The organism is Kitasatospora sp. NPDC087271, from assembly GCF_044744605.1.
Classification (GTDB): domain Bacteria; phylum Actinomycetota; class Actinomycetes; order Streptomycetales; family Streptomycetaceae; genus Kitasatospora.
Map to the genome: position 1 here is coordinate 37,948 of NZ_JBIUYQ010000031.1, position 24,468 is coordinate 62,415.

General features: G+C 74.3%; 21 protein-coding genes and 1 pseudogene. 6 read left to right on the plus strand and 16 right to left on the minus strand.

Going from position 1 to position 24,468, the window contains the following annotated elements:
• Position 1: 1 nt before the first annotated feature.
• The gene (locus tag ACIO9K_RS33525; protein WP_400335457.1) at positions 2-1,588 is read left to right on the plus strand and encodes an FAD-dependent monooxygenase; all 1,587 of its coding nucleotides are present in this window, start codon (positions 2-4) and stop codon (positions 1,586-1,588) included.
• A gap of 138 nt (positions 1,589-1,726) precedes the next feature.
• Here ACIO9K_RS33525 and ACIO9K_RS33530 read toward each other — a convergent pair whose 3' ends face one another.
• From ACIO9K_RS33530 to ACIO9K_RS33545, 4 genes are all read right to left on the minus strand, one after another.
• Positions 1,727-2,203 (minus strand): SRPBCC family protein, encoded by a 477-nt coding sequence (locus ACIO9K_RS33530; protein WP_400335460.1) that lies wholly within the window; start codon positions 2,201-2,203, stop codon positions 1,727-1,729.
• A 28-nt stretch (positions 2,204-2,231) separates the two neighbouring features.
• Positions 2,232-4,538, minus strand: coding sequence for a condensation domain-containing protein (locus ACIO9K_RS33535; RefSeq protein WP_363622940.1), 2,307 nt, complete (start codon positions 4,536-4,538; stop codon positions 2,232-2,234).
• 62 nt (positions 4,539-4,600) lie between these two features.
• Positions 4,601-5,389: an SDR family NAD(P)-dependent oxidoreductase gene (locus ACIO9K_RS33540; protein ID WP_363586376.1), complete on the minus strand. Its 789-nt coding sequence runs from the start codon at positions 5,387-5,389 to the stop codon at positions 4,601-4,603.
• Positions 5,390-5,480: 91 nt separating this feature from the next.
• Positions 5,481-6,299: an AfsR/SARP family transcriptional regulator gene (locus ACIO9K_RS33545; RefSeq protein WP_363586377.1), complete on the minus strand. Its 819-nt coding sequence runs from the start codon at positions 6,297-6,299 to the stop codon at positions 5,481-5,483.
• Positions 6,300-6,585: 286 nt separating this feature from the next.
• On the opposite strand from ACIO9K_RS33545, the gene ACIO9K_RS33550 reads away from it, so the two are divergent.
• Positions 6,586-7,113 carry an NUDIX hydrolase family protein gene (locus ACIO9K_RS33550; RefSeq protein ID WP_350884975.1) on the plus strand — a complete coding sequence of 176 codons (528 nt, stop codon included), beginning with the start codon at positions 6,586-6,588 and terminating at the stop codon, positions 7,111-7,113.
• A 66-nt stretch (positions 7,114-7,179) separates the two neighbouring features.
• On the opposite strand, the gene ACIO9K_RS33555 is transcribed toward ACIO9K_RS33550, so the two are convergent.
• The 5 genes from ACIO9K_RS33555 to ACIO9K_RS33575 all read right to left on the minus strand — a co-directional run bounded on the left by ACIO9K_RS33555 (position 7,180) and on the right by ACIO9K_RS33575 (position 12,948).
• A complete protein-coding gene (locus ACIO9K_RS33555; RefSeq protein ID WP_363622987.1) occupies positions 7,180-8,889 on the minus strand; it encodes an ABC transporter ATP-binding protein in 1,710 nt (569 codons plus the stop codon).
• Positions 8,890-8,900: 11 nt separating this feature from the next.
• A complete protein-coding gene (locus ACIO9K_RS33560) occupies positions 8,901-9,890 on the minus strand; it encodes an ABC transporter permease (RefSeq protein ID WP_363622942.1) in 990 nt (329 codons plus the stop codon).
• Entirely contained in the window at positions 9,887-10,960 is a 1,074-nt protein-coding gene (locus ACIO9K_RS33565; RefSeq protein WP_363622944.1) for an ABC transporter permease, read from the minus strand. The genes ACIO9K_RS33560 and ACIO9K_RS33565 overlap by 4 nt, the downstream gene beginning before the upstream one ends.
• A gap of 32 nt (positions 10,961-10,992) precedes the next feature.
• Positions 10,993-12,711, minus strand: a complete 1,719-nt coding sequence (locus ACIO9K_RS33570; protein ID WP_363622946.1) for an ABC transporter substrate-binding protein — start codon at positions 12,709-12,711, stop codon at positions 10,993-10,995.
• 144 nt (positions 12,712-12,855) lie between these two features.
• Positions 12,856-12,948: an Ms4533A family Cys-rich leader peptide gene (locus ACIO9K_RS33575; protein WP_317620150.1), complete on the minus strand. Its 93-nt coding sequence runs from the start codon at positions 12,946-12,948 to the stop codon at positions 12,856-12,858.
• Between the two features lie 350 nt (positions 12,949-13,298).
• Here ACIO9K_RS33575 and ACIO9K_RS33580 point away from each other — a divergent pair, with 350 nt between their 5' ends.
• A complete protein-coding gene (locus tag ACIO9K_RS33580; protein WP_063345848.1) occupies positions 13,299-14,336 on the plus strand; it encodes a dihydroxyacetone kinase subunit DhaK in 1,038 nt (345 codons plus the stop codon).
• Positions 14,333-14,992, plus strand: a pseudogene (gene dhaL / locus ACIO9K_RS33585) (dihydroxyacetone kinase subunit DhaL); the annotation flags it as partial. The gene ACIO9K_RS33580 and the pseudogene dhaL, both read left to right, overlap by 4 nt.
• A 229-nt stretch (positions 14,993-15,221) precedes the next feature.
• Here dhaL and ACIO9K_RS33590 read toward each other — a convergent pair.
• Positions 15,222-15,914 carry an HAD family hydrolase gene (locus tag ACIO9K_RS33590; protein WP_400335465.1) on the minus strand — a complete coding sequence of 231 codons (693 nt, stop codon included), beginning with the start codon at positions 15,912-15,914 and terminating at the stop codon, positions 15,222-15,224.
• Between the two features lie 249 nt (positions 15,915-16,163).
• Positions 16,164-17,105: a ScbA/BarX family gamma-butyrolactone biosynthesis protein gene (locus ACIO9K_RS33595; RefSeq protein ID WP_400335467.1), complete on the minus strand. Its 942-nt coding sequence runs from the start codon at positions 17,103-17,105 to the stop codon at positions 16,164-16,166.
• 114 nt (positions 17,106-17,219) lie between these two features.
• Here ACIO9K_RS33595 and ACIO9K_RS33600 point away from each other — a divergent pair, with 114 nt between their 5' ends.
• Both ACIO9K_RS33600 and ACIO9K_RS33605 read left to right on the plus strand, forming a co-directional pair.
• Positions 17,220-17,879 carry a ScbR family autoregulator-binding transcription factor gene (locus ACIO9K_RS33600; protein WP_363586384.1) on the plus strand — a complete coding sequence of 220 codons (660 nt, stop codon included), beginning with the start codon at positions 17,220-17,222 and terminating at the stop codon, positions 17,877-17,879.
• A gap of 113 nt (positions 17,880-17,992) precedes the next feature.
• Entirely contained in the window at positions 17,993-18,730 is a 738-nt protein-coding gene (locus ACIO9K_RS33605) for an MgtC/SapB family protein (RefSeq protein ID WP_363622951.1), read from the plus strand.
• A 25-nt stretch (positions 18,731-18,755) separates the two neighbouring features.
• Here the strand turns inward: ACIO9K_RS33605 and ACIO9K_RS33610 are convergent, their stop codons facing one another.
• From ACIO9K_RS33610 to gcvPA, 5 genes are all read right to left on the minus strand, one after another.
• The gene (locus ACIO9K_RS33610) at positions 18,756-19,409 is read right to left on the minus strand and encodes a GntR family transcriptional regulator (RefSeq protein ID WP_350884929.1); all 654 of its coding nucleotides are present in this window, start codon (positions 19,407-19,409) and stop codon (positions 18,756-18,758) included.
• A 49-nt stretch (positions 19,410-19,458) separates the two neighbouring features.
• Positions 19,459-20,205: a glucose 1-dehydrogenase gene (locus ACIO9K_RS33615; protein ID WP_363622953.1), complete on the minus strand. Its 747-nt coding sequence runs from the start codon at positions 20,203-20,205 to the stop codon at positions 19,459-19,461.
• A 55-nt stretch (positions 20,206-20,260) separates the two neighbouring features.
• Positions 20,261-21,409 carry an ATP-NAD kinase family protein gene (locus ACIO9K_RS33620; protein WP_400335470.1) on the minus strand — a complete coding sequence of 383 codons (1,149 nt, stop codon included), beginning with the start codon at positions 21,407-21,409 and terminating at the stop codon, positions 20,261-20,263.
• An 83-nt stretch (positions 21,410-21,492) separates the two neighbouring features.
• The gene (gene gcvPB, locus ACIO9K_RS33625; protein WP_400335472.1) at positions 21,493-23,091 is read right to left on the minus strand and encodes an aminomethyl-transferring glycine dehydrogenase subunit GcvPB; all 1,599 of its coding nucleotides are present in this window, start codon (positions 23,089-23,091) and stop codon (positions 21,493-21,495) included.
• A complete protein-coding gene (gene gcvPA, locus ACIO9K_RS33630; RefSeq protein ID WP_400335475.1) occupies positions 23,088-24,446 on the minus strand; it encodes an aminomethyl-transferring glycine dehydrogenase subunit GcvPA in 1,359 nt (452 codons plus the stop codon). The genes gcvPB and gcvPA overlap by 4 nt, the downstream gene beginning before the upstream one ends.
• Between the last annotated feature and the right edge of the window lie 22 nt (positions 24,447-24,468).

Consider the following 24,468-nt stretch of genomic DNA (forward strand, 5'->3'; position numbering starts at 1 on the left):
CATGCGATTCCCGGCAACGACGTCCGTCCTGATCGTCGGCGCAGGCCCGGTCGGCCTGACCATGTCGCTCCTGCTCTCCGGGCACGGCGTGCCGCACCTGCTCGTCGAGGCACGCCAGGGCGCCTCCCGCCACCCCAAGGCCCGTGGCGTGTCCGCGCGTTCGATGGAGATCTTCCGCAGGCTCGGCCTGGAAGCCGACATCCGGCAGGCCGGGCTCCCGGCCTCGCACGTCTTCTTCTACCGCGGCCGCGACCTCGTCGACCCGGACTTCGTACGCACCGGCGTGGCCGGCGCCCCGGACGGCGGCACCGAGCGCACCCCGTCGCCGGGGCTCATCTGCTCGCAGGACGCCCTGGAGGCCGTGCTGCTGCGCCGGGCCCGTGAACTCGCGCCGGACGGCGTACGGTTCGCCACCCGGCTGCTCTCCTTCACCGAGTTCACCGAGCCCGCCGGTGTCGGCGCATCCGCAGGCGGCGGCGAGGGCGTGCACGCGGTGCTGGAGGACCGGGCCACCGGCGACCGGCACACCGTGCGCGCCGACTGGCTGATCGGCTGCGACGGCGCAGCGAGCACCGTCCGCACCGGCGCCGGGATCGCCATGGCAGGGCCGACCGGCCTCGGCCACTTCCTCAGCATCCGCTTCGAGGCGCCGCTCGGCGAGGTCGTCGCCGACCGGGCCAGCGCGTCCTACTTCCTCACCGAGCCCGGCCGCGGCGGCTTCCTGGCCGTGGACAACGACCGGCACTGGATCTACCAGCACCCCTACGACCCCGGGCGCGGCGATCTCGCCGACCTCCTCGGCGACCACCGGCAGCTGGCCCGGCTGGTGCGCGACGCCGCCGGACTGCCCGACCTCGACGTCACCGTCCGGGACACCCAGACCTGGCGGCTGGACGCCCAACTCGCCGACACCTACCGCCGGTCACGGGTCCTGATCGCGGGCGACGCGGCCCATGTGACACCCCCCACCGGCGGGCACGGCATGAACACCGGCATCGGCGACGCCGACAACCTGGCCTGGAAGCTCGCCGCGGTCGTGGCCGGGTCGGCCGGCGAAGCGCTGCTGGACACCTACCAGGCCGAGCGTCGCCCCGTCGCCCGCCAGGTCATCGACCTGTCCCTCGCCAACTCCCGCGCCCGCACCGGCTACCGGATCGACGACGAACTGCTGCTCACCGCGGCCTACCGCTCCACCGCCGTCCACGCCGACCCCGACGCGCCCGCCCGCCCGCCGCTGGACCCGGACGGCGAGCACCCCGACGGCGGGCCCGGCGGTCGCCTCCCGCACCTGCGCCCGGCCGGACTCCCCGGGGCGGCGTCGACGCTCGACCTCGTCGGCCCCGGCTTCACCCTGCTCACACCCACCGGCGACCCCGCCTGGCAACACCAGGCCGACACCGCCGCAGCGGCAGGCCTGCCCGTCGTGCTGCGGCCACTGCCCGCAGCCGACTGGCCCGGCCTCTCCGGCCTCCCCGCCACCGGCGCGCTCCTCACCCGCCCCGACGGCCACATCGCCTGGCAGGCGTCCCACCCGCCCGCCGGCGACGCCGAGTTGCGGGAAGTCCTGCGGCGGATCCTGTCGGCGTAGGCGGCCGACCCGACGCCACCGCCCGACCCGACGCCACTGGTCGGGACCGTCACCAGACGCCGGCGGAGGAGGACCGCGTCACGGTCGACGACGACCCGCGCGGGTACGTCCGCCGGCAGTACCGGCTCTGGCGCGACGTCAGGCCGTACGGGGTCCCGCCTCCAGCAGCTGGTCCAGCACCCGGCCGAAGACCAGGCGTCCGGCGCGGGCCACGAGCGGGTCGAGCGCCGCGGGCAGGCGCGCGACCCGGAGTTCCTCCGTCCAGGTCACCTCGGATCCGCCGGTCTCCCCGGCCTGCCCGGTGTCCTGGCCGGGGGCTCGCACGCGCAGTTCGGCCCAGCCGAGCACCAGCCGGCCCCGCTTCTCCAGCCGGCACAGCCCGTCGCGCCCGGGTGCGGGGGCGGCCAGGCCGACGATCTCCATCGGGTCGTCGAACCGGAACGGCCCGATGACCGTCCGGGCCAGGATGGCGTCCCCCGCCTGCCCGCCACCGCCCCGCACCACGGTGACCCGGGTGAACGGCACCCGGTCCCCGTGCCGGGGCCAGGCGGTCAGCCGCTCCCAGCAGACGGCCGGGGGCAGCGGCGAACGGCGGGTCAGGACGAAGCGGGCCATGCCTCAGGGTACGACTGCGGGCAGGGCGTCACGGCGGGGGCGTGCCGCCGAGGAGGGGGGCCAGGGCGAACAGGTCGGACGGGGCGGCGTCGTCGGGGAGCAGGACGACCAGCGGGGGGCGGGCCGGCGGGCCGAGCCGGGCGACCTCGTAGGCGGTGACGCCGCTGCCGGGCGCGGCGACCAGGGCGACCGGGGCCGGGGACTCCAGCAGCGGGGCGAGGACCGGGCGGTAGGCGGCCGGTGACGGCGGGCCGGCGGCCGGGCGGAGCACGCCGAGGGCCTGCGGCCCCGGCCAGCCGCGCGCGGTGCCCGGGTAGCGGGTGTGCGGGGCGTCGGGCGGGGGCAGCAGCAGCACCCAGCCCGCGCCCGGGCGGGCGGCCCGGCGCAGCACCTCCAGCCGGACGGCCGGGCCGTCCGTCGGCGCGTCCGGGGCCGGCGGGTGGTCGGCGGGCCCGCCGGGTCGGGGAGCGGGGTGTCCGGCGAGGGTGGAGCGCAGCACCTCCGAGGTGCTGAGGCCGCTCGGCAGGTCGGGGAAGGTGCGCAGCAGGTGGGCGCTCTGGCTGAGGAGTTCGACGGCGTCCCGGTCGGCCAGCAGGGCGCGGTCGTGGGTGGTGGTGAGGACGAGTCCGCCGGTGGCGTCGTAGTGGGCGGCGAGGGTGATCGGGTACGAGGTGAAGGTGCCGGCCGGTACGGGGTTCTCCACGTGGATGCCGTGCGCGGCCAGGTCGGTCTCCAGCCGCAGGTGGTGCGGGGCGGTCGGCTGGTGTTCCAGGACGACCAGGCTGTGCGGCCGCTGCCCGCGCGGGGTGGCGCTCCAGCGGTGGGCCTGTCCGGGCGAGACCCACTCGTAGGCGGCGAGGTCGAGCACGCCGTCGCGCAGGGCCGCGAGCAGTTGCGGCACCGTCGTGCCCGGGTGCACCCGGACGGAGATCGGCAGCGGGTTGCGCAGCGCGCCGGGCAGCCGGTCGATGCCGTCCAGCGGGATGCCCCGTCCGGAGACCGTCACCGCGAAGCCGACCCGCACCGCCCGGGCCGGTCGGCGCTGCTCGCGGGACTGCGCCGCGCGGTAGAGCAGCAGTGCCCAGGCGGCCTGGAGGGCGCTGCTCTCGCCCGCCCCCCAGGCGGCTGCCCAGCCGCGCAGCCGGACCGCCTCGTACGGGGTGAGCCGGCGCCGGGCGCGTCCGCTGCCGCGCCGGGTCGGGTCGGGGGCGAGCGGGAGGACGGCGCTGGCGGCGGTCCGGGTGGCCCAGAACTGCCGGGCGGCGTCGCTTCCCTGGGCGTCGAGCCAGCGGGCGTGGTCGCGGACGTCGGGGCGGCGCTCGCCGCCGGGCAGGACGCCGCCGGTCAGGTAGGCGCGGTAGAAGGCCTGGAGGAGCAGCCGCACGCTCCAGCCGTCGAGCATCGCGTGGTGGTAGGTGAGCAGGACCCGGGTGGCCGGCCCCTCGTCCTGGTCCTGCGGGCCGGAGTCGAGCAGGGTGGCGCGCAGCAGGGCGGGTCGGCGCAGGTCGAAGCCGCGGTGCCGGTCGGCTTCCAGCAGGTCGTCCCAGCCGACCGCGCCGTGCGGGTGCCGGGTGACTTCGGGGACGGCCCGTTCGTGCAGCACCATCCAGGGGTCGCCGGCGGTGTCGTCCCAGTCGAAGGCGGCGCGCAGCACCGTCTCGTGGTCGAACACGGACTGCCAGGCGGCGGTGAACCGGTCGGTGTCCAGCGGCCCGTGCCAGTTCCAGGACAGCTGTTCGACGTGCCGCCCGCCGTGGTCGGCGCGCCCGATGACCTGGCGCAGCATCTCCCGTTGCAGCGCGCTGGTCGGCACCGTGACGGGCGCCGGCGGGTGCGCCAGCGCCTCCCGCAGCCGCTCCACGAGTTCGGCGGCGCGCGCGGACGGTCCGGCGGCGATGCCGACGAACAGGCGCCGGAGGCCGTCCCGGCGGTCCTCGACCAGGACGGCGCGCAGCCGCGCTCCGGCGGCGAGGGCGCGTCCGAGGTCGGCCAGGACCCGGTCGAGCCCGTCGGGGCCGTCCACCGTGCGCTCCCAGAGCGCGTCCGCCCGGTCCTGGGGCGTGGGACTGGCCCCGTCGACGGCGCGCAGGGCGGCGCGCAGCACGTCGGCCTCGTACGTCTGTTGCAGCTCGACCAGCAGGAACTCCGGGGGCCGGCCGGCCCCGCGCGGCTGCGGCGGACGCCACCGGCGGGTGGCGGTGCGGGCCAGCGCGGCGTTGACCGCCCCGGTGTCGAGCCGTCTCGGCGGACGGGCGGCGGGCAGGCAGGGCTCGGGCGACGGGGCGCCGGCCACCAGCAGGGTGACGGGTGCGCTGGAGAAGTGACGGTTCGTCATCGCTGATCAGCGGGCACCGGAGCCCGGTTCCTTCCCGTGGGCCGGCCAGGGTTGCGCCGGGGTTACTGGGTGGCGAGGCCGCCGCAGACGTTCAGCGCCTGGGCGGTGATGCTGGCGGCGGTCGGGGAGGTGAGGTAGCCGGCCAGCGAGGCGACCTCCTCCGGGGTGGTGTAGCGGCCGAGCGGGATGTGCGTCTGGAAGTGCTGGTGGATGGTCTCGGGGGTGGTGTTGTAGGCGGTGGCGTACTCGTGGTGGATCCGGGTGGTGTGCGGGGTGTGCACGTAGCCCGGGCAGATGGCGTTGACGGTGGTGCCGGTCGGGGCCAGTTCCTTGGCGAGTGCCCGGGTGAAGCCGATCACGGCGTGCTTGCTCGCGGTGTACGGGGCGCCGAGGGTGACGGCCTGCTTCCCGGCGGTGGAGGCGATGTTGATGATCCGCGGGTGCGCGGTGCCGGTGAGGTGGCCGTGCTTGAGGGTCTCCCGGGTGACCAGGAAGACGGCGTTCAGGTTGGTGTCGATGACGTCGTACCAGAGGTCGTCCGTGGTGGTGGCGATCGGCCCGCCGCCGGTGCGGCCGGCGTTGTTGACCAGCACGGTGATCGGGCCGTGCTCGGCCACCACGTGCCGGATCAGCGCGCTGACCTGGGTGGGGTCGCGCACGTCGCAGGTGGTGCCGTCGGCCTGGTGGCCCTCGCCGCGCAGGGTGGCCAGCGCGTCGGTGATGTGCGGGCCGGTGCGGGCGCAGATGAAGAGACGGTGGCCGCGGCTGCCGAGCTCGCGGGCGATGGCGAGGCCGATCCCGCGGGTGCCGCCGGTGATCAGGGCGAGGGGTTGCTCGGGTGCGGTGGTCATGGCGGGTCCTGGGGGTGAGGGCGGGCTGGGAGCTCGGGCCGGTGGTGGGTGGTCGGTGGTCGGGGGTCGGTGGGGTGGTCGGGGCGGGAGCTCAGGCCGGGTAGAGGTTGTAGGTGGTCGGGTGGGCCGTGGTCGGGGTGTTGAGGGTGGGGTCGAGGGTGAGGATCGCGTGGTGCAGGTGTTGCAGGTGCGGGGAGGGCTGGATGCCGAGCTCGGTGGTGAGGCGGTGCCGCAGGTGGTGGTAGGTGGCGAGGGCGGTGGTCTGCCGGCCGGCCCGGTAGAGCGCGACCATGGCCTGGGCGTGCAGGCCCTCGTGGTGCGGGTGCTGGTGGGTGAGGTGGGTGAGTTCGGGGATGAGCTCGTTGTGCCGGCCGAGCCGCAGGTCGGTGTCGATGCGGCGTTCCAGGGTGATCAGGCGGCTCTCCTCCAGGCGCATGATCTCGATGGCCAGGATCGGCCCGGGCCGCACGTCGACCAGGGCCGGGCCGTGCCAGAGCGCGAGGGCCTGCCGGAAGTGGGTGGCGGCCTGGTGGTCGTGGCCGTGGTTGAAGGCGTGCTGCCCCTGGGTGGTGAGCAGGCTGTAGGTGTGGACGTCGAGGTTGTCCGGGTGGGTGGTGAGCTGGTAGCCGCCGTGCCGGGTGGTCAGGATGTCCTTGGCGGTGATGTGCGGGGTCGGCCCGAGGCCGTGGGTGATCCGGCGGCGCAGTTGCAGGATGTACGTCTGCATGGTGGTGAGCGCCTGTCTGGGCGGGTCGTCGCCCCAGATCTCCTCGATCAGGGTGGCGGTGGGCAGGATGCGGTTCGGGTAGAGCGCGAGGAGGGCCAGGATCTGGCGCTGCTTGGCGGCGGTGGGGACGACGGAGATGCCGTTGAGGTCGGCGGTGAGGGGGCCGAGGACCTTGAGGTGCATGGCGGTTCTCCTCTCGGGCGCGGGGCGTCCGCTCGGGTGGGCGTCATTCGGCTGCTTGTTCGGGTCGACGGAATGGTGGGGCGGACGCGTCGCACCCTAGTTGGGCCGGGGGGTGGGGGCCGGATTCCTCAAGTGCCCGTCGAGCGCGGTTCCGGGCGCTCTGGTGGGGCGCCTCCGGGCGGAGCGGTGCGGCGGGCCGGTGCGGCGGGTCGGTGCTCGACGGTGTGACGGGCGGGGCGCCCGGCGCGGACGGGGCCCGGGAACGTACGATCGGCGAATGGCTGACATGACGGAAACCACGCCAGGCTGGCTCGCCCCCGAGGAACTAGAGACCACCCGCGCCAAGATGCCGATCCTGTACGTCGAGGCCGTGCCGGTCCGCGTCGACGACGCCGGCGAGGTCACCCAGATCGGCCTCCTGCTGCGGATCGGACCGGACGGGACGGTCAGCCGCACGCTGGTCTCCGGCCGGGTGCTGCACCACGAGCGGATCCGCGACGCCCTGCTGCGGCACCTGGAGAAGGACCTCGGCCCGGTGGCGCTGCCCCGGATCCCGGCCTCGCTGCAACCGTTCACGGTCGCCGAGTACTTCCCGACCCTGGGGATCACCGAGTTCCACGACCCGCGCCAGCACGCGGTGTCGCTGGCGTACGTCGTGCCGGTGGCCGGCGACTGCCGGCCGCGCCAGGACGCGCTCGACCTGGTCTGGTTCAGCCCGCAGGAGGCCGCATCCCCGCTGGTGCAGCAGGACATGCCCGGCGGTCAGGGGGCGCTGCTCAAGCGGGCCCTGGCGCACGTCGGCTGCCTGAGCTGAGCACTCCGGCCGGGGCCCGCACCGGGTGAGGTGCGGGCCCCGGCCGGGAGCTGGTCAGGGCGTCGGTCAGGCTCCGGCGGATGCCAGGCGCGCGTTGCGCCGGGCGGTCGCCTCGACCGGGTCCAGCACCGGCACGGCCGCCAGCAGGCCCTTGGTGTACGCGTGCTGGGGGGAGTCGTACACGGCGTCGGCGTCGCCCTGCTCCACGATCCGCCCGGCCCGCATCACCGCGACCCGGTCGCTCACCTGCCGGACCACGGCGAGGTCGTGGGCGATGAAGACCAGCGCGAGGCCGAGGTCGCGCTGCAACTCGCCGAGCAACGCGACCACCTGGGCCTGGGTGGTGACGTCCAGTGCGGAGACCGGCTCGTCGCAGACGATCAGTCGCGGCTGCGGTGCGAGCGCCCGCGCGATGCCGACCCGCTGGCGCTGCCCGCCGGAGAACTCGTGCGGATAGCGGTGGTACCAGTCGGCGTCGAGGCCCACCCGTTCGAGGAGCTCGCCGACCCGGGCGCGGATGCGGCGCTCGTCGCTCCCACCGGCGATGCGCAGCGGGTCGGCGATGGACTCCCCGATGCTGCGGCGCGGGTTGAGCGAGGACACCGGGTCCTGGAAGACCATCTGCAACTCCCGCCGGAGCGGGCGCAGTTCCTTCTCCCCGAGCGCTCCGATGTCCCGGCCGCGGTAGTGGAGCCGGCCGCCGGTCGGCTCCAGCAGCCGGACCAGCATCCGCCCGAGCGTGGTCTTGCCGGAGCCGGACTCGCCGACGATGCCCAGCGTCTCGCCCGCGCGCACGGTGAGCGAGACGCCGTCCACGGCGGCCACGGGGGCCGCGCGCCGGGTGAGGCCGCCGCGGGTGGCGAACTCACGGCGCAGGTCGGTGGCTTCGAGCAGGACGTCGCCGTCGGTGCGCCCGGCGGCTCCGTCGGCGGCGGTGCCTGCGGCAGGCCCGGCAGGCCCGGCGGGCCCGGTCGGTGCGCCCGGAGCGTGGACCCGGGGCACCGCCGACAGCAGCGCGCGGGTGTACGGTTCGCGCGGCGCGCCCAGCACCTCGGTGACCGGGCCGTGTTCCACCGCCCGGCCGTCCTTCATCACCAGCACCCGGTCGACGCTCCCGGCGACCACCCCCAGGTCGTGGGTGACCAGGACCAGCCCGGCCCCGGTCTCGGCCCGCAACTCGTGCAGCAGGTCGAGGATCTGGGCCTGGACGGTGACGTCCAGCGCGGTCGTGGGCTCGTCGGCGACCAGCAGCCGCGGCTCGCAGGCCAGGGCCATCGCGATCAGCACCCGCTGGCGCATGCCGCCGCTGAACTCGTGCGGGCGCGACCGCGAGCGCCGTGCCGGGTCGGGGATGCCGACGCGGCCGAGCACCTCGACGGCGCGGGCCCTGGCGGCCCGGCGGGAGACGGCCCGGTGGACCCGTACGACCTCGGCGATCTGGTCGCCCACGGCGTAGTACGGGTCGAGGGCGGAGAGCGGGTCCTGGAACACCATGGCCGCCAACCCGCCGCGCAGCCGCCGCAGTTCGTCACCCTCGGCGGTGACGGCGTCGACGCCGGCGACCCGGACGGAGCCGCCGACCCGGGCGCCGGTGCCGCGGTGCAGGCCGAGCAGTCCGTAGGCGACGGTGCTCTTGCCCGACCCGGACTCGCCGACGATGCCGAGCGCCTGCCCGGCCTCCAGGGTGAAGCCCACGCCGTCGACGGCGCGTACGTGCCCGTCCCCGACCGGGAAGTCGACGACGAGATCCCGGACGTCGACCAGGGGAGGAGCCAGGGGTTCGGCGCTCACGTCAGGACCACCCTTCGATCGGTCACCGCGTAGAGCACGTCCGCGACGACGTTGGCGAGGACCACGGCGAACCCGGTGACGAGGGTGAGGCCGACGACGGTCGGCAGGTCGATCAGGCTGACCGAGCTGACCAGCAGCTTGCCGAGCCCCGGGAGCCCGAACAGCGACTCCGTCAGCACGGCGGACCCGAACATCGTCCCGAGGTCCATGGCGGTGAGCGCGATCACCGGGGTGAGCGCGCCGCGCAGCGCGTGCCTGGTCACCAGGCGCCGCTCGCTGACGCCGTACGCCCGGAAGGTCCGGATGTGGTCGTCGGCGAGGGTCTCCAGCATGGACGAGCGGGTCAGCCGGGCGTACTTGGCGGACTCGATGAGCGCGAGCGAGACCCAGGGCAGCAGCAGGCCCCAGAACCACTGCTGCGGGTCCTCGGTGAGCGGTACGTAGCTCGGGAACGGCAGCCACTGGAGCTGGGCGCACAGGACGATGAGCAGCACCAGGCCGATGACGAAGACCGGGATGGAGTTGCCGGCCAGCGTCAGCGCGGTCAGCAGCCGCTCGCTGAGCCGGCCCCGGCGCAGCGCGGAGAGCAGCCCGGTACCGACCCCGAGGGCCAGCCAGAGCACCATCGCGCCGAGTGCCAGCGAGGCCGTCACCGGGAGCCGGGCGGCGATCATGTCGGTGACCTGCTCGCCGCTGCGGTAGGAGACGCCCAGGCACGGCGCCGGGCAGTGCAGCAGGCCCGTCCCGGCGCTGAAGTCGCGGCCGGCGACGACGCCCTGGAGGAAGTGGGCGTACTGGAGGTAGACCGGTGCGTCGAGGCCGAGGCGTTCGCGCACCTGGAGGACCTGGGCGGGGCTGCACTTCTCGCCGCAGGCCAGCTGGGCGGGGTCGCCGGGGGCGATGTAGAAGACCGCGTAGACGATCAGCGAGATGGCGAGCAGGACGCCGACCATGCCGATGGCCCTGCGGAGCAGGAAGCGGGTCATGCGGTGGCCTCCTCGGTGGCGGCCGACGGGCCGGGGCTGGCGGGGTCCGGCGTGCCGCTGCCCGGCGATGCGGTGCCCGACGGTCCGTTGCCCGACGAGCCGGCGCCGCGCGCCGTTCCGACCCGCAGCCGGGAGGCCGCGCGGGGGTCGAGCTCGGTGCGGACGGCGTCGCCGAGCACGGTGAAGGCGAGCACCGTGGCGAACAGCAGGGCGGACGGGAGCAGCACGTACATCGGGTCGGCGCGGAACCAGGTGGTCGCGCCGGAGAGCATCTGGCCCCACGACGAGGTCGGCGGCTTGACGCCCACGCCGAGGAAGGACAGCCCGGCCTCGGCGATCACGTTGGACGGCAGCAGCACCGCGGCGTAGGTGATGACCGGCGCGGCCAGGGACGGCAGCAGCTCCCGGCGGGCGATCCGCCACCGGGTGGCGCCGGCGAGCCGGGCCGCGGCCACGTAGTCGAGCTGGCGGAGGCTGAGCGTCTGCGCCCGGACCAGCCGGGCGGTGCCGGCCCAGCCGAGCAGCCCGATGACCAGGGTCAGCAGGAGCGGGCGGGGGAAGTCGGAGGGCACGACGGCCATCAGCGAGATGGCGAAGACCAGCGAGGGCAGCGCGAGCATCACCTCGGTGGTGTTGCCGATCAGCTGGTCGAGCAGCCGGCTGCCGAGGCCCGCGGCGAGGCCGAGCAGGACGCCGATGGCGACCTGGACGAGGGTGGCGCCGACGGCGACGAGCAGCGAGATCCGGGCGCCGTGGACCAGTCGGGCGAACACGTCGCGCCCGGTGCCGGGTTCGACGCCGAGCCAGTGCTCGGCGCTGACGCCGCCGAAGGAGCCGGTGGGCACCCCGCCGGCCGCCGAGTCGAGCAGGTCGTTGTGGTAGCTGGTGGGGTCCTGGCCCTCGATCGCGCTGAGCAGCGGTGCCGCTGCCGCGATCAGGGCGAGCAGGGCGATGACGAGGCCGGCGGCGAGGACGGCGCGCCGCGCGAGCAGCCGCCGCCACACCGTCCGGCCCCCGGCGGCCGGGGAGGCCGCGAGGGCCTCCCCGGCCTGGGGTTCCTGTGGAGCCATGGTTGTCCGACCGATCCGTCCGATCCCGTCCGCTACTTGACCGCGACCTGGGAGATGTCGAGCACGCCGGTCCAGTCGCTGATGACGATGTTGCGGACGTCCTTGCCCGACAGCCGCTTGTAGACGGGGTGGAACAGCGGGACGGTCAGGGCCTGGTCGCCGATCCGCTTGTCCAGGGCACCCCAGCGCTTGGCCGCCTCGGCGTGGTCGGTGATCTTGTTGATCTGGTCGATCTCGTCGTTCACCGACGGGTCGTCCAGCTGCGCGGAGTTGAAGTTGTAGCCGTCGGTGACGATCTGCCGGCCGTCGAAGATCGGCGCGAGGAACGGGCCGCCGGAGGGCCAGTCGGCGCCCCAGCCGGAGAGGAAGAGGCCGGGTTCGGTGCTCACGGTGTGGATCGTCTTGGAGTACCTGGTGGAGTCCAGGGCGTCGAGCTGGACGGTGATCCCGGCCGCCTTCAGGCCGTCCTGGACGGCGGTGGCCAGGTTCGGGCCGTAGCCCTTGCCCGATTCGGTGGAGTGGGTGAGCGTGATGGTCAGGCCGTCCGGGTAGCCGGCCTCCTTCAGCAGCTCCTTGGCCTTCTCCGGGTTGCCGGTGGCGCCGGCCGGGAACGGGTCGTAGGGCGTGTACCCGAAGGTCTCCTGGGCGGGCAGGTAGGTGGTGGCGGCCTCGGCGAGCGAGGAGCCGCCGGCGGCGTTGACGACCGAGGTGCGGTTGAGCGCGTAGGCGACGGCCTGCCGGACCTTGGGGTTGTCGAAGGGCTTGACCTTGGGGTTGAACGCCAGGTAGTTGACGTAGCCGAAGTGGCCGGTGCCGACGCGGGCGGCGAGCGCCTTGTCGTCCTTCACCTGGGCGAGCTCGGAGGGGCCGAGGTTGGTGTCGGTGGTGACGGCGGCCGCGTCGGCGCCGGTGCCGGCGGAGAGCCGCTGGTTGATCACCGCCGGGTCGAGCCCGGACTGCACGTCGACGGTGTCCGGGTACGCCTTGCGCTGGTCGTCGTTGGCCGCGGACCAGTTGGGGTTGCGCTTGAGGACGAGGTGTGCGCCGTCGTTCTCGTTCTTGACGACCTGGTAGGGGCCGGAGGAGACGGGGTGCTCCTGGTACTTCGTCCCGGTGTCCTTGGCCTTCGGGACGGGGGCGAACTGCGTCTGGGTGGCCAGGTACGGGAAGTCGCCCTCGGGCTTGTTGAGACGGAAGGTGATGGTCTTCTCGTCCGGCGTCTCGATCGCGTCCAGACCGCGGCCGTCCTTGTACGGGCCCTGGTAGTCGGCGGCGCCGACCAGCCAGTCCCTCAGGAATGGTGCCCCGCCGGAGAGTTCGGGGGCGAATGACCTTTCGATGCCGTACTTGATATCGGCGGTGGTGATCGCCGAGCCGTCCTCGTACTTCAGGCCGTCCTTGAGGTGGTACGTCCACACCGTCGCGCCCTCCGAGGGGGTGCCGGTGTCGGTGGCGAGGTCGGGGACGACCTTGGTGCCGGCCGCGCCGTCGGCCCGGTTGCGGGTGGTGAGGGTGCGGAAGACCAGGGAGGGCACGTTGCCGCCGCCGGAGGTGTAGAGCCGTGCGGGGTCGAACTGGTCCTGCGGGTTCTGGTTGAGGACGGTGAGGGTGCCGCCCTGCTGCGGCGCGGCGTCCTTGCCGGTGCTTCCACCGCCGTCGCCCTTCGGTCCGCACGCCGCCACTCCGACGGCCAGGGCGACGGTGACGGTCGCCGCGGCGAGGCGGCGGGGGGTGAAGGTGGTTCGAGACATCGGAAAGGGGGCCTTTCGCTACCGATGGTGTACGGAGGAAGGCGGGCGACAGTGAGGCCGTGAGGAGAGTGAGCGGCACCGCGCCCGCAGGAAGGGGCGACGTCCCGGGGCGGCGATCACCGCTACGCGTCGGGACAGGCGGATTCAGCGACAGAGATTGTCGGAAACGCAGTGCGCGGCCACGCCGATCAGCGCCAGCTCAATGGCGGCGCACTCGATCGGGTGACGGTCAGACATGCCGAGAAGACTGTATGACTTTAAGCGGAATGTCAAAACTCCGGATAGCATCCGGCCGCCACGGGAACGCCGGGAACGGATTACGGCCCGGGCGCCGGGAGATCGTGCGGAAGCGGGGGGAAACCGGGGCCCGTGCCCGCCGGACCGGCGGGCACGACATCACCCGAGTGGGTGCCGCGACCCTTCGGGGCGCCGGCGCCCCGAAGGCCCGCAACCGCCCGCCGGGCGGCCGTTCCGGGCCCTCGCGCACTTCCGTCTGCGGGTTGCCGCGCGCGGGCGCCTGCCCAAGCATGGGTGAACGTGATCGGCGATCGCGCGCAGCGCGGCCGCCCTACCGAGCGGAGCCGGACGTGGCCCCTTACCTCGAAACCGATCAGGACGCCCTGGTGGCGAGCGCACTCGCCGGATTCGCCCGGGCCCACCCATCGCTCGTCGTCCACGACCCCGACCTCGGATTCGTCCGCGCCCGTGACCGGGCCCCCGGGCGCCGGGTCGGACTGCTCTCCGGCGGCGGCTCCGGGCACGAGCCCCTGCACGTCGGATTCGTCGGCCGGGGCATGCTCGACGCCGCCTGCCCGGGCCGGATCTTCGCCTCACCGCACAACCGGCAGATCTTCGAGGCCTCGCGCGCGGTCGCCGGGGAGGACGGCGTCCTGCACATCGTGAAGAACTACACCGGCGACCGGATCAACTTCGGCATCGCGGCCGAACGGCTGCACCGCCAGGGCATACCGTGCGCCAGGGTCCTGGTGGACGACGACCTCGCCTCCGAGTCCGAGTCCGTCGCCGCCGGCCGGCGCGGGACGGCGGCCACCGTCCTGGTGCAGAAGATCCTCGGAGCAGCCGCCGACCTCGGGCTCGGACTGGCGGAACTCTCCCTGCTGGGAGCAGAGTTGGCCGGGCGCTGCCGCAGCATCGCGGTGGCCGGTGCCGCACACACCTCCCCGGCCACCGGCCGGCCGGCCTTCGAGGTGTCGGACCGGACGGTCGAGTTCGGCGTCGGCATCCACGGCGAACGGGCCGAACTCTCCCTGGAGTGCGAACCGCTGGCCGTCCTGGTGGGCCGGATGGCGCTGCGCCTGCTGGAGGCGCTGCGCCCGGCCCGCGCCCCCCTGGTCGCGCTGGTCAACGGGCTGGGCGCGACCACCGGCCTGGAGCTGTACGCGGTCCTGTACGAACTGGCCGCCGTCCTGGACGCCGGCGGGCGCCGCCTGGCGCGCAGCCTGGTCGGCGACTACGTCACCGCCCTCGACATGCGGGGGTTCTCGATCACCCTGCTCGCCGCCGACGAACAGACGCTCGCGCTGCTCGACGCCCCCGCGTACACGGCGGCCTGGCCGGTCGCGCAATCGGCGCCGGCCCCCGGTCACCAGGAGGTCAGGAGATGACGGGCACGAAGGCCTTCGACGGCCTCTTCACGGCGGGCTGGATGCGGCGGTTCGCCGAGACCGTCGCGGTCACCGAGGAGGAGCTCACCCGGCTCGACCAGGCCGCCGGGGACGGCGACTTCGGCGTCAACCTGCTCACCGGCGTGCGGTGCGCCCTGGCCGCGCTGGACCGGCTGCCACCGGGGCGCCAGGCCGCGGCGGTACCGCTGGGCGCGGCGGCGGGCGCGTTCCTGGACGAGGTCGGCGGGACGAGCGGGCCGCTGTTCGGCCTGGTGCTCCAGGAGCTGGCGGCGGCCGTCGGCACCGGCCCGCTGACCGGCCCGGCCCTCGCCCGGGGAGCGACGGCGGCGCTGGAGGCCGTCCAGCGGGTGGGGGAGGCGCGGCCGGGTGACAAGACGCTCGTCGACGCCCTGCACCCGGCCGCACTGGCCCTGCGCGGCTGCACTCCCGATGCCCGCCCGGACGACTGCCTCGCGGCGGCCGCCGCCGCCGCGGCGGCGGGCGTCCGCCGGACCAGGGCCCTGCGGGCCCGCCGCGGCCGGGCCAGCTATCTCGGCGAACGGGCCTCGGGAGTGCCCGACCCGGGCGCCGTGGGCATCGCGCTGCTGTTCGCCTCGGCGCACGCGGTGCCGCGGACGCTGGGCGGCGTGCTGCGCGAGGACAGCGCTGCTGACAGCGCGTCCACCGGCAGCGCGTCCACCGACACCGCGCCGACCGACACCGCGTCCACCGACACCGCGTTCGGCGGGCCCGATCCGCTGTGCGGCCCCGAGCCGGCCCCCGCCGGACCGTGAGCGCCTGGCCGGTTCCCCGGCCGGCTTGCGCTCCGCCGGGCGCTGCTCGGCCAGGGGCTGCTCGGCCGGGGGCTGCTCGGCCGGGGGCCGCTCAGCTGGTGAGGGCGAGAGCGCTCCGGCGCCGGACCCAGTCGAGCAGTCCCGGCTCGCCCAGGGTGGCGACCCACAGGTCGACCGCGTCCCGCGCCTCGGCCGACGGGTGCGGTCCGACACCGATCACCCGCAGCCCCGCCAGGACGGCCGAGCGGATGCCGCAGAAGGTGTCCTCCACGGCGAGGCAGTCGGTGGGCTCGGCGCCGCAGAGCCGGGCGGCGGTCAGGTAGACGTCCGGCGCCGGCTTGGGCCCGATCCCCTCGGCCGGGACCACGATGTGCTCGAAGTGTTCGAGCAGTCCGGCGCCGCCGAGTCCGGCCTCGATCACGTCGCGCGGGCAGTTGCTGGCGACCGCCAGCGGGACGAACCCGCTGAGCCGGCCGACCAGTTCGGTCGCGCCCGGCATCGGGACCGGGTCGGCGTCGACGAGCGCCCGGAAGCTCGCCAGCAGCCGGTCGGTCAGCTCCGGCGTCAGCGAGGGGTCGCCGGCGGTCTCGGCCATCAGCCGCCCGCAGTCCGAGTAGTGCAGTCCGGCCGCGCGCGCCGTGAACTCCGGTCCGGCCGTGAGTCCGTAGCCCCGCAGCACCTCCGCACGGGCCTCGTGCCAGTGCGACTCGGTGTCCATCAGCGTGCCGTCGCAGTCGAAGACGACGGCTGCAGGGGTCCAGTCGTTGATTCTCTCCACGGTCATGCCTACGCCCTTCAGGTGGGATTGGCTCTGTGGGATTCGCCGGGGTGCGCGTCGGGACGAGGGGGGCGGCCACGGCCTGGGGCCGTCGCCGCTTGCCGACCTGTCCGGGGCCGGAATCTGGAGCGCGGCAAAACGACGCGCATCGGCGTCCGGGCCGGAGAAAACGACCCGGAACATAACGATCGCAACGTTACGATCGATATGTTTCGCGGTCAAACTTGACGGCCCTAGATTTGCCGGGTCTTTACTTCAATAGCCCAACGACCCCACGGCGGTGATATGACCGTTCTGACGAATATGAAAAACACACAAATGCTCGTACTCGGTGATGCCGACTTCCGGGAGGGGGGCGAACTCGGTGAACCGCACGGCCTTCATCCGGTAGTCGACGGGGTGCGACAGCCGCCCCGCGCTCCGCAGTGCCGCGGCCTGCCGGGCCGCCTCCAGCAGCACCATGCCGGGCATGTGGTCGGACGGGTGGTCGAAGAAGAACGGGTGCGCCGGATCGGCCGGGCAGATCAGGAGGGGGCCGTCCGCCCACGAACGGCTGGCCGCGCGCGTCACCAGCACGTCGGAGGGCAGGGCGACGCCGACCTCCGCCGGTGACGGGGGGTCGGGGGGCGGGCCGGAGTCCGCGGGGTCCCCGGCCAGCGCGGTGCCGCGCAGGGCCGGGTAGGCGGGCCGTTCGACGAAGCGCGTGCCGCCCTCGATCCGGGCGAACACCACTCCCCGCGCGGAGCAGTCGACCCGCAGCCGCATGCCGGTGGGCCGGTGGTTTCCGGCCGAGGTCCGCAGGTCGTGCACCTGGGCCCGGCAGAGGACCGCCGCCGGGCCGTCGCCGCGCGGCTCGGCCGCCGGGTCGACCCGGCAGGACACGTCGGTGATCAGCAGGTGCGTGTCGGCCGGCACGCCGTAGTGGCGCAGCGGCAGGTAGATGCCCAGCTGACGGGCGGTCTCCACGGCGAGCAGCGGGTCGTGCCGGTCTCCGCGTCCGCGCGGGAAGGTGGGGTGGGAGCGGGGCCACTGGGCCGCCGCCTCGAAGCGGTCGCCGCCTCGGGCCCGGACGTCGGTCAGCAGCACCTCCGCCACGGCGGCGCGGTGGACCAGTTCACGGGGAACCGTGCGGGACCAGCTGAGCGGTCGGGCAGGATGCCGGGCCGCCGAGGAGGGGAGGAAATCCAGCATCTTCATATTTACAGAAAATATCAATCTCCTTGGTTTCGCATGTCGTCAGTTGGCGCTCCGGCCCGCGGATCACTACAGTGCGTGCGAAAAGCCGGGGTGATCTTGAAAAGGCAGAGGCGCGTGCAGAATCGGGCGGAGACGACACGGAGGTCAGTCCTCGAATCAGCTGCGCGATTGTTCGACGAACGCGGGTACGCGGGCACGAGCATCAGCGACATCAGCGCGGCCTCAGGCAGGACGAGCGGGGCCATCTACTTCCACTACACCAGCAAGGAGAACCTGGCCCGCGCCGTGATCGAAGCGCACTTCGCCACCTGGCCGGAGCTGGTCGCGCGCCACACCCGCACGCCGGTGCCGGCGCTGGAGCAACTCGTCCGACTGAGCTTCGCGGTGGCGCGGGCCTTCCGCGACGACGTCGTGGTCAGGGCCGGCGCCCGGCTCTGGTCCGAGCGCGCGGCCATCGACGCAGACCTCCCGGTGCCGTTCGTGGGGTGGATCGACACCGTCCGCGTCCTGCTCGAACGGGCGGGCAGCGAGGGCGAACTCGCCGCCCGGGTCGACCCGTCGACCGCGGCCCACGGCGTGATCTGCGCGTTCTTCGGGCTGCACACCGTCTCCGACGCGATCGACGGACGGCGCACCATCGAGGAGCGCCTGTGCGACCTGTGGGAACTGCTGCTGCCGGGCCTCCAGAAGAACCCCGACCCGGCCGCCCTGCTCGCCTCGGTCCGGCCCAGGCCGTCCGTGCGCGCCGACGGGTGGGGACTCGCCGGGAATTGACGCGGAATCGACCCCCGGCCTGCCGGGAGGAGGCCACGCCGCCGGGCACCGGGCCCTAGCATGAATCACCACGTCCGGGGCCGGCGGTGCGGCGGAGAAGAGGCGTCAGGGCTATGGCAGCGGTTCAATGGGCGGCCGGGCCGTCCGGTCAGGGGTCGGTCCAGGTACTGGAGTTCCTGTTCGCCTTCCTGCTCTCCGGCCTGATCGGGGTCGAGCGGCAGATCCGCCAGAAGTCCGCGGGCCTGCGGACGTACACGACGGTGGGCAGCGGCGCGGCGCTGTTCACCCTGGTGAGCAAGTACGGTTTCGCCGACGTGGTGCGCGCGGGCACCGTCGAGCTGGACCCGTCGCGGATGGCCGCGCAGATCGTGTCGGGGCTGGGCTTCATCGGCGCCGGGGTGATCTTCGTGCACCGGGGTTGGGTGCAGGGCCTGACGACGGCGGCCACGATCTGGCTCACCGCGGCGGTGGGCTCCGCCGCGGCCGCGGGCCTGCCGCTGCTCGCGGCGCTGACCGTCGCGGCGTACTTCCTCGCGTCCTACGCGATCAGGCCGTTGCTCAACCGCCTGCCCGCGCTGCACCGGCCGCCGGTCTCGTACCGCATCGTCTACCGTCCGGGCAGGGGGGTGCTGCGGGACGTGCTGGACCAGTGCACCCGGGCCGGGTTCGCCGTCTTCGAGCTGCGCACGCTGTCCGGCACGGACGGGGAACTCCCCGGCGAGGCCTCCGAGAAGCCCGTCGAGATCGCCCTGTCGGTGCAGGGGCAGGGCGACGCCGGCGGGCTCACCGCGCAGATCGCGGCCGTGGCCGGAGTGCTGACCTGCGTCCGCGGCCGGTCCGACGAGGAGTGACGTCCCGGCCGCGGGGGAGGGCGCGTCAGCGGACGCCGAGGGCCGGCAGGCGCTCCATGATCCGTTCCATGCCGCTGGTCCAGTTCGCCTCCAGGGCGGCGACGGCCTGTTCCACGTCGTCGTCGAGGAGGCACTGGGCGATCCGCTCGTGCTCCTCGGCGGCGCGTTCGAGGATCTCGTGGTCGCCGACGACCACCCGCTCGTAGCGGTGGAGGGTGAGTTTGAGCGAGTCGATCAGCTCGCGCAGCCGGGTGTTGGAGCAGCCGGAGAGCAACAGCGCGTGCCAGGCGTCGTCGTAGCGCTCTATGGTGCCGTGCGGGGCCTGGGGCGCGGAGAAGGCGCGGGCCTCCGCCAGCAGCCGGGGCGCGATGGCCGAGAGGTGCGCGCGGTCGGAGGTCCGCAGCGCCAGCGACTCCAGGGCGATCAGGATGGCCGTGAGGTCGAGGAACTCCTGCCGGCCGGTGGGTGCGAAGCGAAAGCCCTTGCCGCGCTCGCTGGTGATGATGCCTTCGCGCTCCAGGCTGATCAGCGCCTCGCGCAACGGGGTGCGGCTGACGCCCAGTTCCTCCGCGAGGTGGACCTCGTTGATCGACTCGCCGGGGGTGAACCGGCCGTGGCCCAGCCGCTCCAGGAGTTCGTCCTTCACCTGTTCGCGCAGCGGACGCCGCTCGATCGCCATCGGGCTTTCCCTTCTTCCTCGGTCCGTAGCGTACCGGCCGGGCGACTGGTCAGGCGGTCCCGGCGCCGTCCACGGCGATGATCGCGCCGCTGACGAACGTGGAGGCGTCACTGGCGAGGAAGGCGACGGTCTGGGCGATGTCCCGAGGCTGGCCGATGCGGCCGAGCGGTCGGTCGGCGGCGTCGGCGTAGAAGGCGTCCGGGCTCTCGCCGAGCTGGCGGGCCTCCTCGGCGAGCATACCGGTGTTGGTGTCGCCGGGGCACACGCAGTTGACGCGGATGTTGTCGGGGCCGTGGTCGATGGCCATGGCCCGGGTCATGTTGACGACGGCGCCCTTGGAGGCGCAGTAGGAGACGGCCCGGCCGCCGCCCCGGATGCCCCAGCCGGAGCCGGTGTTGATGATGCTGCCGCCGCCGTTCGCGGCCATCAACGGCACGACCAGCCCGCTGAGCAGCATGACGGAGCGGACGTTGACGGCCATCACCAGGTCCCAGTCGTCGTCGGTGATGTCGCGGACGGTGGACCGGCGGATGATCCCGGCGTTGTTGAACAGCACGTCGACGCCGCCGTGCAGGTCGACGGCGGTGCGTACGGCCCGTTCGCAGTCGGCGCGTCGGGAGACGTCGCAGCGGACGAAGGTGCCGCCGGTCTCCTTGGCGGCCTGTTCGCCGCGGTCGGTGTCGAGGTCGGCGAGGACGACGGCCGCGCCGAGTTCGGCGAGTAGCGCGGCGGTGGCCCGGCCGATGCCGGAGGCGGCGCCGGTGACGATGGCGCGCTTGCCGTGGAGGTCGATCACGGGGGGCTCCTCTTCAGGGGGTCTCAGGGGGGCGGGTCTCGGGCCGGTCAGGCGGTCAGGCGGTCAGGCGGTAGACGGCGCTGGCGTGGCGGCCGGTGATCACCCGGACGTGCCCGGACAGGGCGTCGTCCAGCTCCGGGTCGCCGGTGTCCAGCAGCAGCGGGCGGCCCGCGAGGGCGGCGAGCTTCGCCTCGGTGGCGAGGACGAGCAGCCGCTCGCGGCCGGTGGCGCGCAGCAGTTCGGGGGTGAACTGCTGGTTGCCGCGGCCGAGTAGGAAGCCCTGGCCGCCGATCGGCGAGAGCGCGATCCACGGGGCGGCGGGCAGGGCCAGCAGCTGGTCGGCCCGGGCATCGCGGATCACGACCCGGGCGGCGCCGCCCGGTTGGAGGCGGAGCACGTCGACGCCGGTCAGGCAGGCGTCCGCCGCGCCGAGCGCGGTGGCGACGGCGTGCGTGGTGCCGCCCGGGCCGAGGGCGAGCAGCCCGCCGGGGCCGACGCGTTCGGCGACCTCGGCGGCGATGCCGCCCAGCGCCTCGGGGTCGGCGGCGGAACTGCCGGTCTTGCGCTGCTGGACCCGGGCGGGCAGGACCGGGACGGTCAGCCACCCGTGCAGGCGGGCGGACACCCGGCCCTCCCGTAGCGCCGCCTCGTCGCGGTCCACGACCTCGGCGGACGCCAGCCGGACGCCGCCGCCCACCCAGGCCGCGGCGACCTCGGCGGCGGCGCGGGGGTGGACGGCGAAGACGGCGGAGTGCATCTTGACCCCGGCCGGGATGCCGAGGACGGGCGGTCCTGGCTCCGGACCGAGCGGGCCGAGCGGGCCGAGCGATCCGAGCGATCCGAGCGCGTCGAGGACGTCGCGGGCCGTGCCGTCGCCGCCGCAGAACAGCAGCAGGCCGGCGCCGGCCGCGACGAGGGCGCGGACGGCCGCGCGGGTGTCCGCCGCCGTGGTGCCCGGGCCGGTGGGCCGGTGGACCACCGTCGCGTCGAGGCCGGCCGCCCGCGCCGCGTCCGCACCCATCGGCCCGGCCGCCGTGAGCAAGGTCGAGTGCGGTGCGAGTGCGGCGAACTGACGAAGCATCAGCTCCGTGCGGGAGGTCGCGGCCGGCCGGGCGCCGAGGGCGCGGGCCCGCTGCTGGACCTCGGCGCCGTCGCTGCCCTTGAGGCCGACCCGGCCGCCGAGTCCGGCGACCGGGTTGACCACGAGCCCGATGGTGGGGCCGGTCGCCGGGTTCCCGCCCGCCGGGCGGACGGCGGGAGTCGGACGACCGGCCCCGGGGCCCGCCGTCACGGCCGCTCGCCGAGGACCTTGCGGCGGTAGGCGCGCCAGCTGACGGCCCAGACCGCCGGGTCGTCCAGCGGTTCGTGCCGGATGCGGTGCACGGTGGAGTTGTGCGGGGCCGTGCGGACGGTCTCCGGGTCCTCGTAGGCCTCGCGGGCGACCTCGGCGAGGATCGCGGCGTACTCGTCGAGGTCGGCGCGGGAGTAGGACTCGGTCGGCTCCAGCGTCATCGGCTCGGGGACGACGTACGGGTGGTGGCTGGTCCAGTAGTGGGTGCCGAAGTCGGCGGCACGGTACCCGAGGTCCTCGCTGTGCAGGCCGGTGTCCTCGTTGAGCTGCTGCCAGCTGTAGCGGACCTGCTCGACGCGCGGGCGCCCCTTGGCGTAGGGCACGGAGACGCCGCGGATCCGCTGGACCTGGTGCATCAGGTAGTTGTTGTTGAGCACGGCGGTCTCGGCGGCCTCGCGCAGCCCCGCGGCGCCCATCGACATGATCCAGGCGTAGGCGCGGACCAGGTTCGGGACGACGCCCAGGTAGGGGCGGATCTTGCCGATGGACTCCGGCCGGTCGTGGTCCAGGACGTACCGCTCGCCGTCGAACTCGACGGTGGGGCTGGGCAGGTGGGGCGCGAGCTCGGCGGTGACGCCGCAGGCGCCGGCGGCGGGGCCGCCGCAGGCGTGCGGGGTGGAGAAGGTCTTGTGCAGGTTGAAGTGGCACAGGTCGAAGCCGGCCTCGCGGGCCCGGGTGATGCCGAGGACGCCGTTGGCGTTGGCCTGGTCGTAGGCGCACAGGCCGCCGGCGGCGTGCACGATGCGGACGAACTCGGTGATCCGGGGGTTGTAGATCCCGGTGTCCTCGGGGTTGGTGATGAGCAGCGCGGCGGTGCGCGGGCCGACGGCGGCGCGCAGCGCCTCGATGTCGGGGTAGCCGTCCGCGTCCGGGTGCAGGGTGATCACCTTGAAGCCGGCGGTCTTGGCGCAGGCGGCGTTGGAGGGGTGCGAGAAGGCGGTGGTGATGACCTCGTCGCGCTGCTCCGCCTCGCCGCGGGCGGCGAAGTGGGCGCGGATGACGGAGACGTTGGTCCAGATCGCGGCGGAGCCGGCGCCGGGTTGCAGCGAGACCCGGTCCATGCCGGAGACCTCCTTGAGCAACTGCTCAAGCCGGTGGACGAGTTCGAGCACCCCTTGGACGGTCGAGGGGTCCTGGGCCGGGTGCAGGGCGGCGATGCGCGGGTCGCGGACGAAGGCGTCGTTGACCTTGGGGCTGTACTTCATGGTGCAGGTGCCCTGGCCGACGTCGACGTTGAGGTCGGCGCCGAGGTTCTCCTGGGAGAGCCGCAGGTAGTGGCGGAGCACCTGCTGCTGGCCGAGTTCGGGCAGCGCGGCCGGGGTGGTGCGGCGCAGCGCGGCGGGCAGGCGGTCGGCGGGGCTGCCGACGGCGGCGGTGACGCCGGGTCCGGGGGTCGGCGGCAGGACGCCGCGCTCGCCGGGCGCGCCCAGTTCGAAGATCAGCTTCTCGTCCCAGCGGGCCTGGTGGAAGCGGCGCAGGGCGGGTTTGGGGGCGATCCGCGGGTCGGTCCCGCCGCTGTTCTGACGATCCGTCACTTGACGATCTCCTCAAGGGCGGTGGCGAGGCGGTCGATGTCGGCCTGGGTGTGGAGCTCGGTCACGCAGTAGCGGCCCTCGTGTTCCCCGGCCGGGGTGCCGGCGTGCAGGCCGCGGGCGAGCAGCGCTGCGGCGACCTCGGCGGCGGTGCGCCCGCCGGTGTAGCGGAGGGTGAAGTCGGCGAAGTGGACGGCCTCGGGGTCGGCGAGTTCCACGCCGGGGGCCTGGGCGAGGCGCCGGCGGGCGTAGGCGGTGTTGGCGAGGATGGTCTCGCCGATCTCGCGCATGCCGTGCGGCCCCATCAGCGAGAGGTAGACCCCGGCGGCGATGCCGTGCAGGGCGGCGGCGGTGCCGACCCACTCCTTGCCCTCCTCGCGCAGGGCGAAGGAGGTGCGCTCGTAGGCGACGTCGCCGAAGCCGTACTCGCCCGGCACGTCGGTGGGGGTGAGGCCGAAGAGGCGGCTGGGGTACTCGGCCACCAGGCGTTCGTCGTCGGCGCTGGCGATGAAGCCCGCGTTGCCGCCGCCGAAGCTGGGGTGGATGCCGAGCGGCTGGAGGTCGCCGCAGGTGAGGTCGGCGCCGAAGGAGGCGGGCGGGGCGAGCACGCCGAGGCTCAGCGGGTTGGCGCCGATGACGGCCAGCGCGCCTGCCTGGTGGGCGAGTTCGACGTACTGCGGCAGTTCGGGGTCGACCCGGCCGCAGTGGTCGGTCAGTTCGGCGAAGACGGCGGCGGCGTCGCCGGCGGCGAGGGCGGCGCGGACGGCCCCGGGCTCGGCCGGGACGAGCACGAGGTCGTGGACGCCGCGCACGTAGTCGCGGATCCGGGAGAGCTTGTCCGGGTCGAGGTCGCCGACCAGGAGGAGACGGCGGCGCCCGGTGGCCCGGCCGGCCATCCGCAGTGCGGTCGCGGCGGCCTGGAAGCCGTCGTAGGTCGGCACGTTGACGACGTCGACGGCCAGCAGCTCGGCCATCAGCGACTGGTACTCCCACAGGGCCTGGAATCGGCCGTGGTCCTCGTAGGGCTCGCCGGCGTAGGCGGTGAGGAACTCGCTGCGGTTGACGACCTCGTCGACCACGGCGGGCACGTAGTGGCGGTAGCAGCCGGCGCCGAGGAAGCTGCGGCCGGGCGGGACGGCGGTGTTGCGGGCGAGCAACTCCTCCATGTGGGCGACCAGTTGCGCCTCGGAGCCGAGCGGCTCGGGCAGTCGCAGTGGGCGGTCCAGGCGGAGCTCGGCGGGGATGTCGGCGTAGAACTCCTCGACGCTGTGCGCGCCGATCGCCGCCAGCATGGCCTTCTTCACGTCGGGGGCGGAGTTGGGGATGTACGGGTGGGTCCGGGGGGCGCGTGCGGTCATCCTGGCACCTTCCGCGATTTCG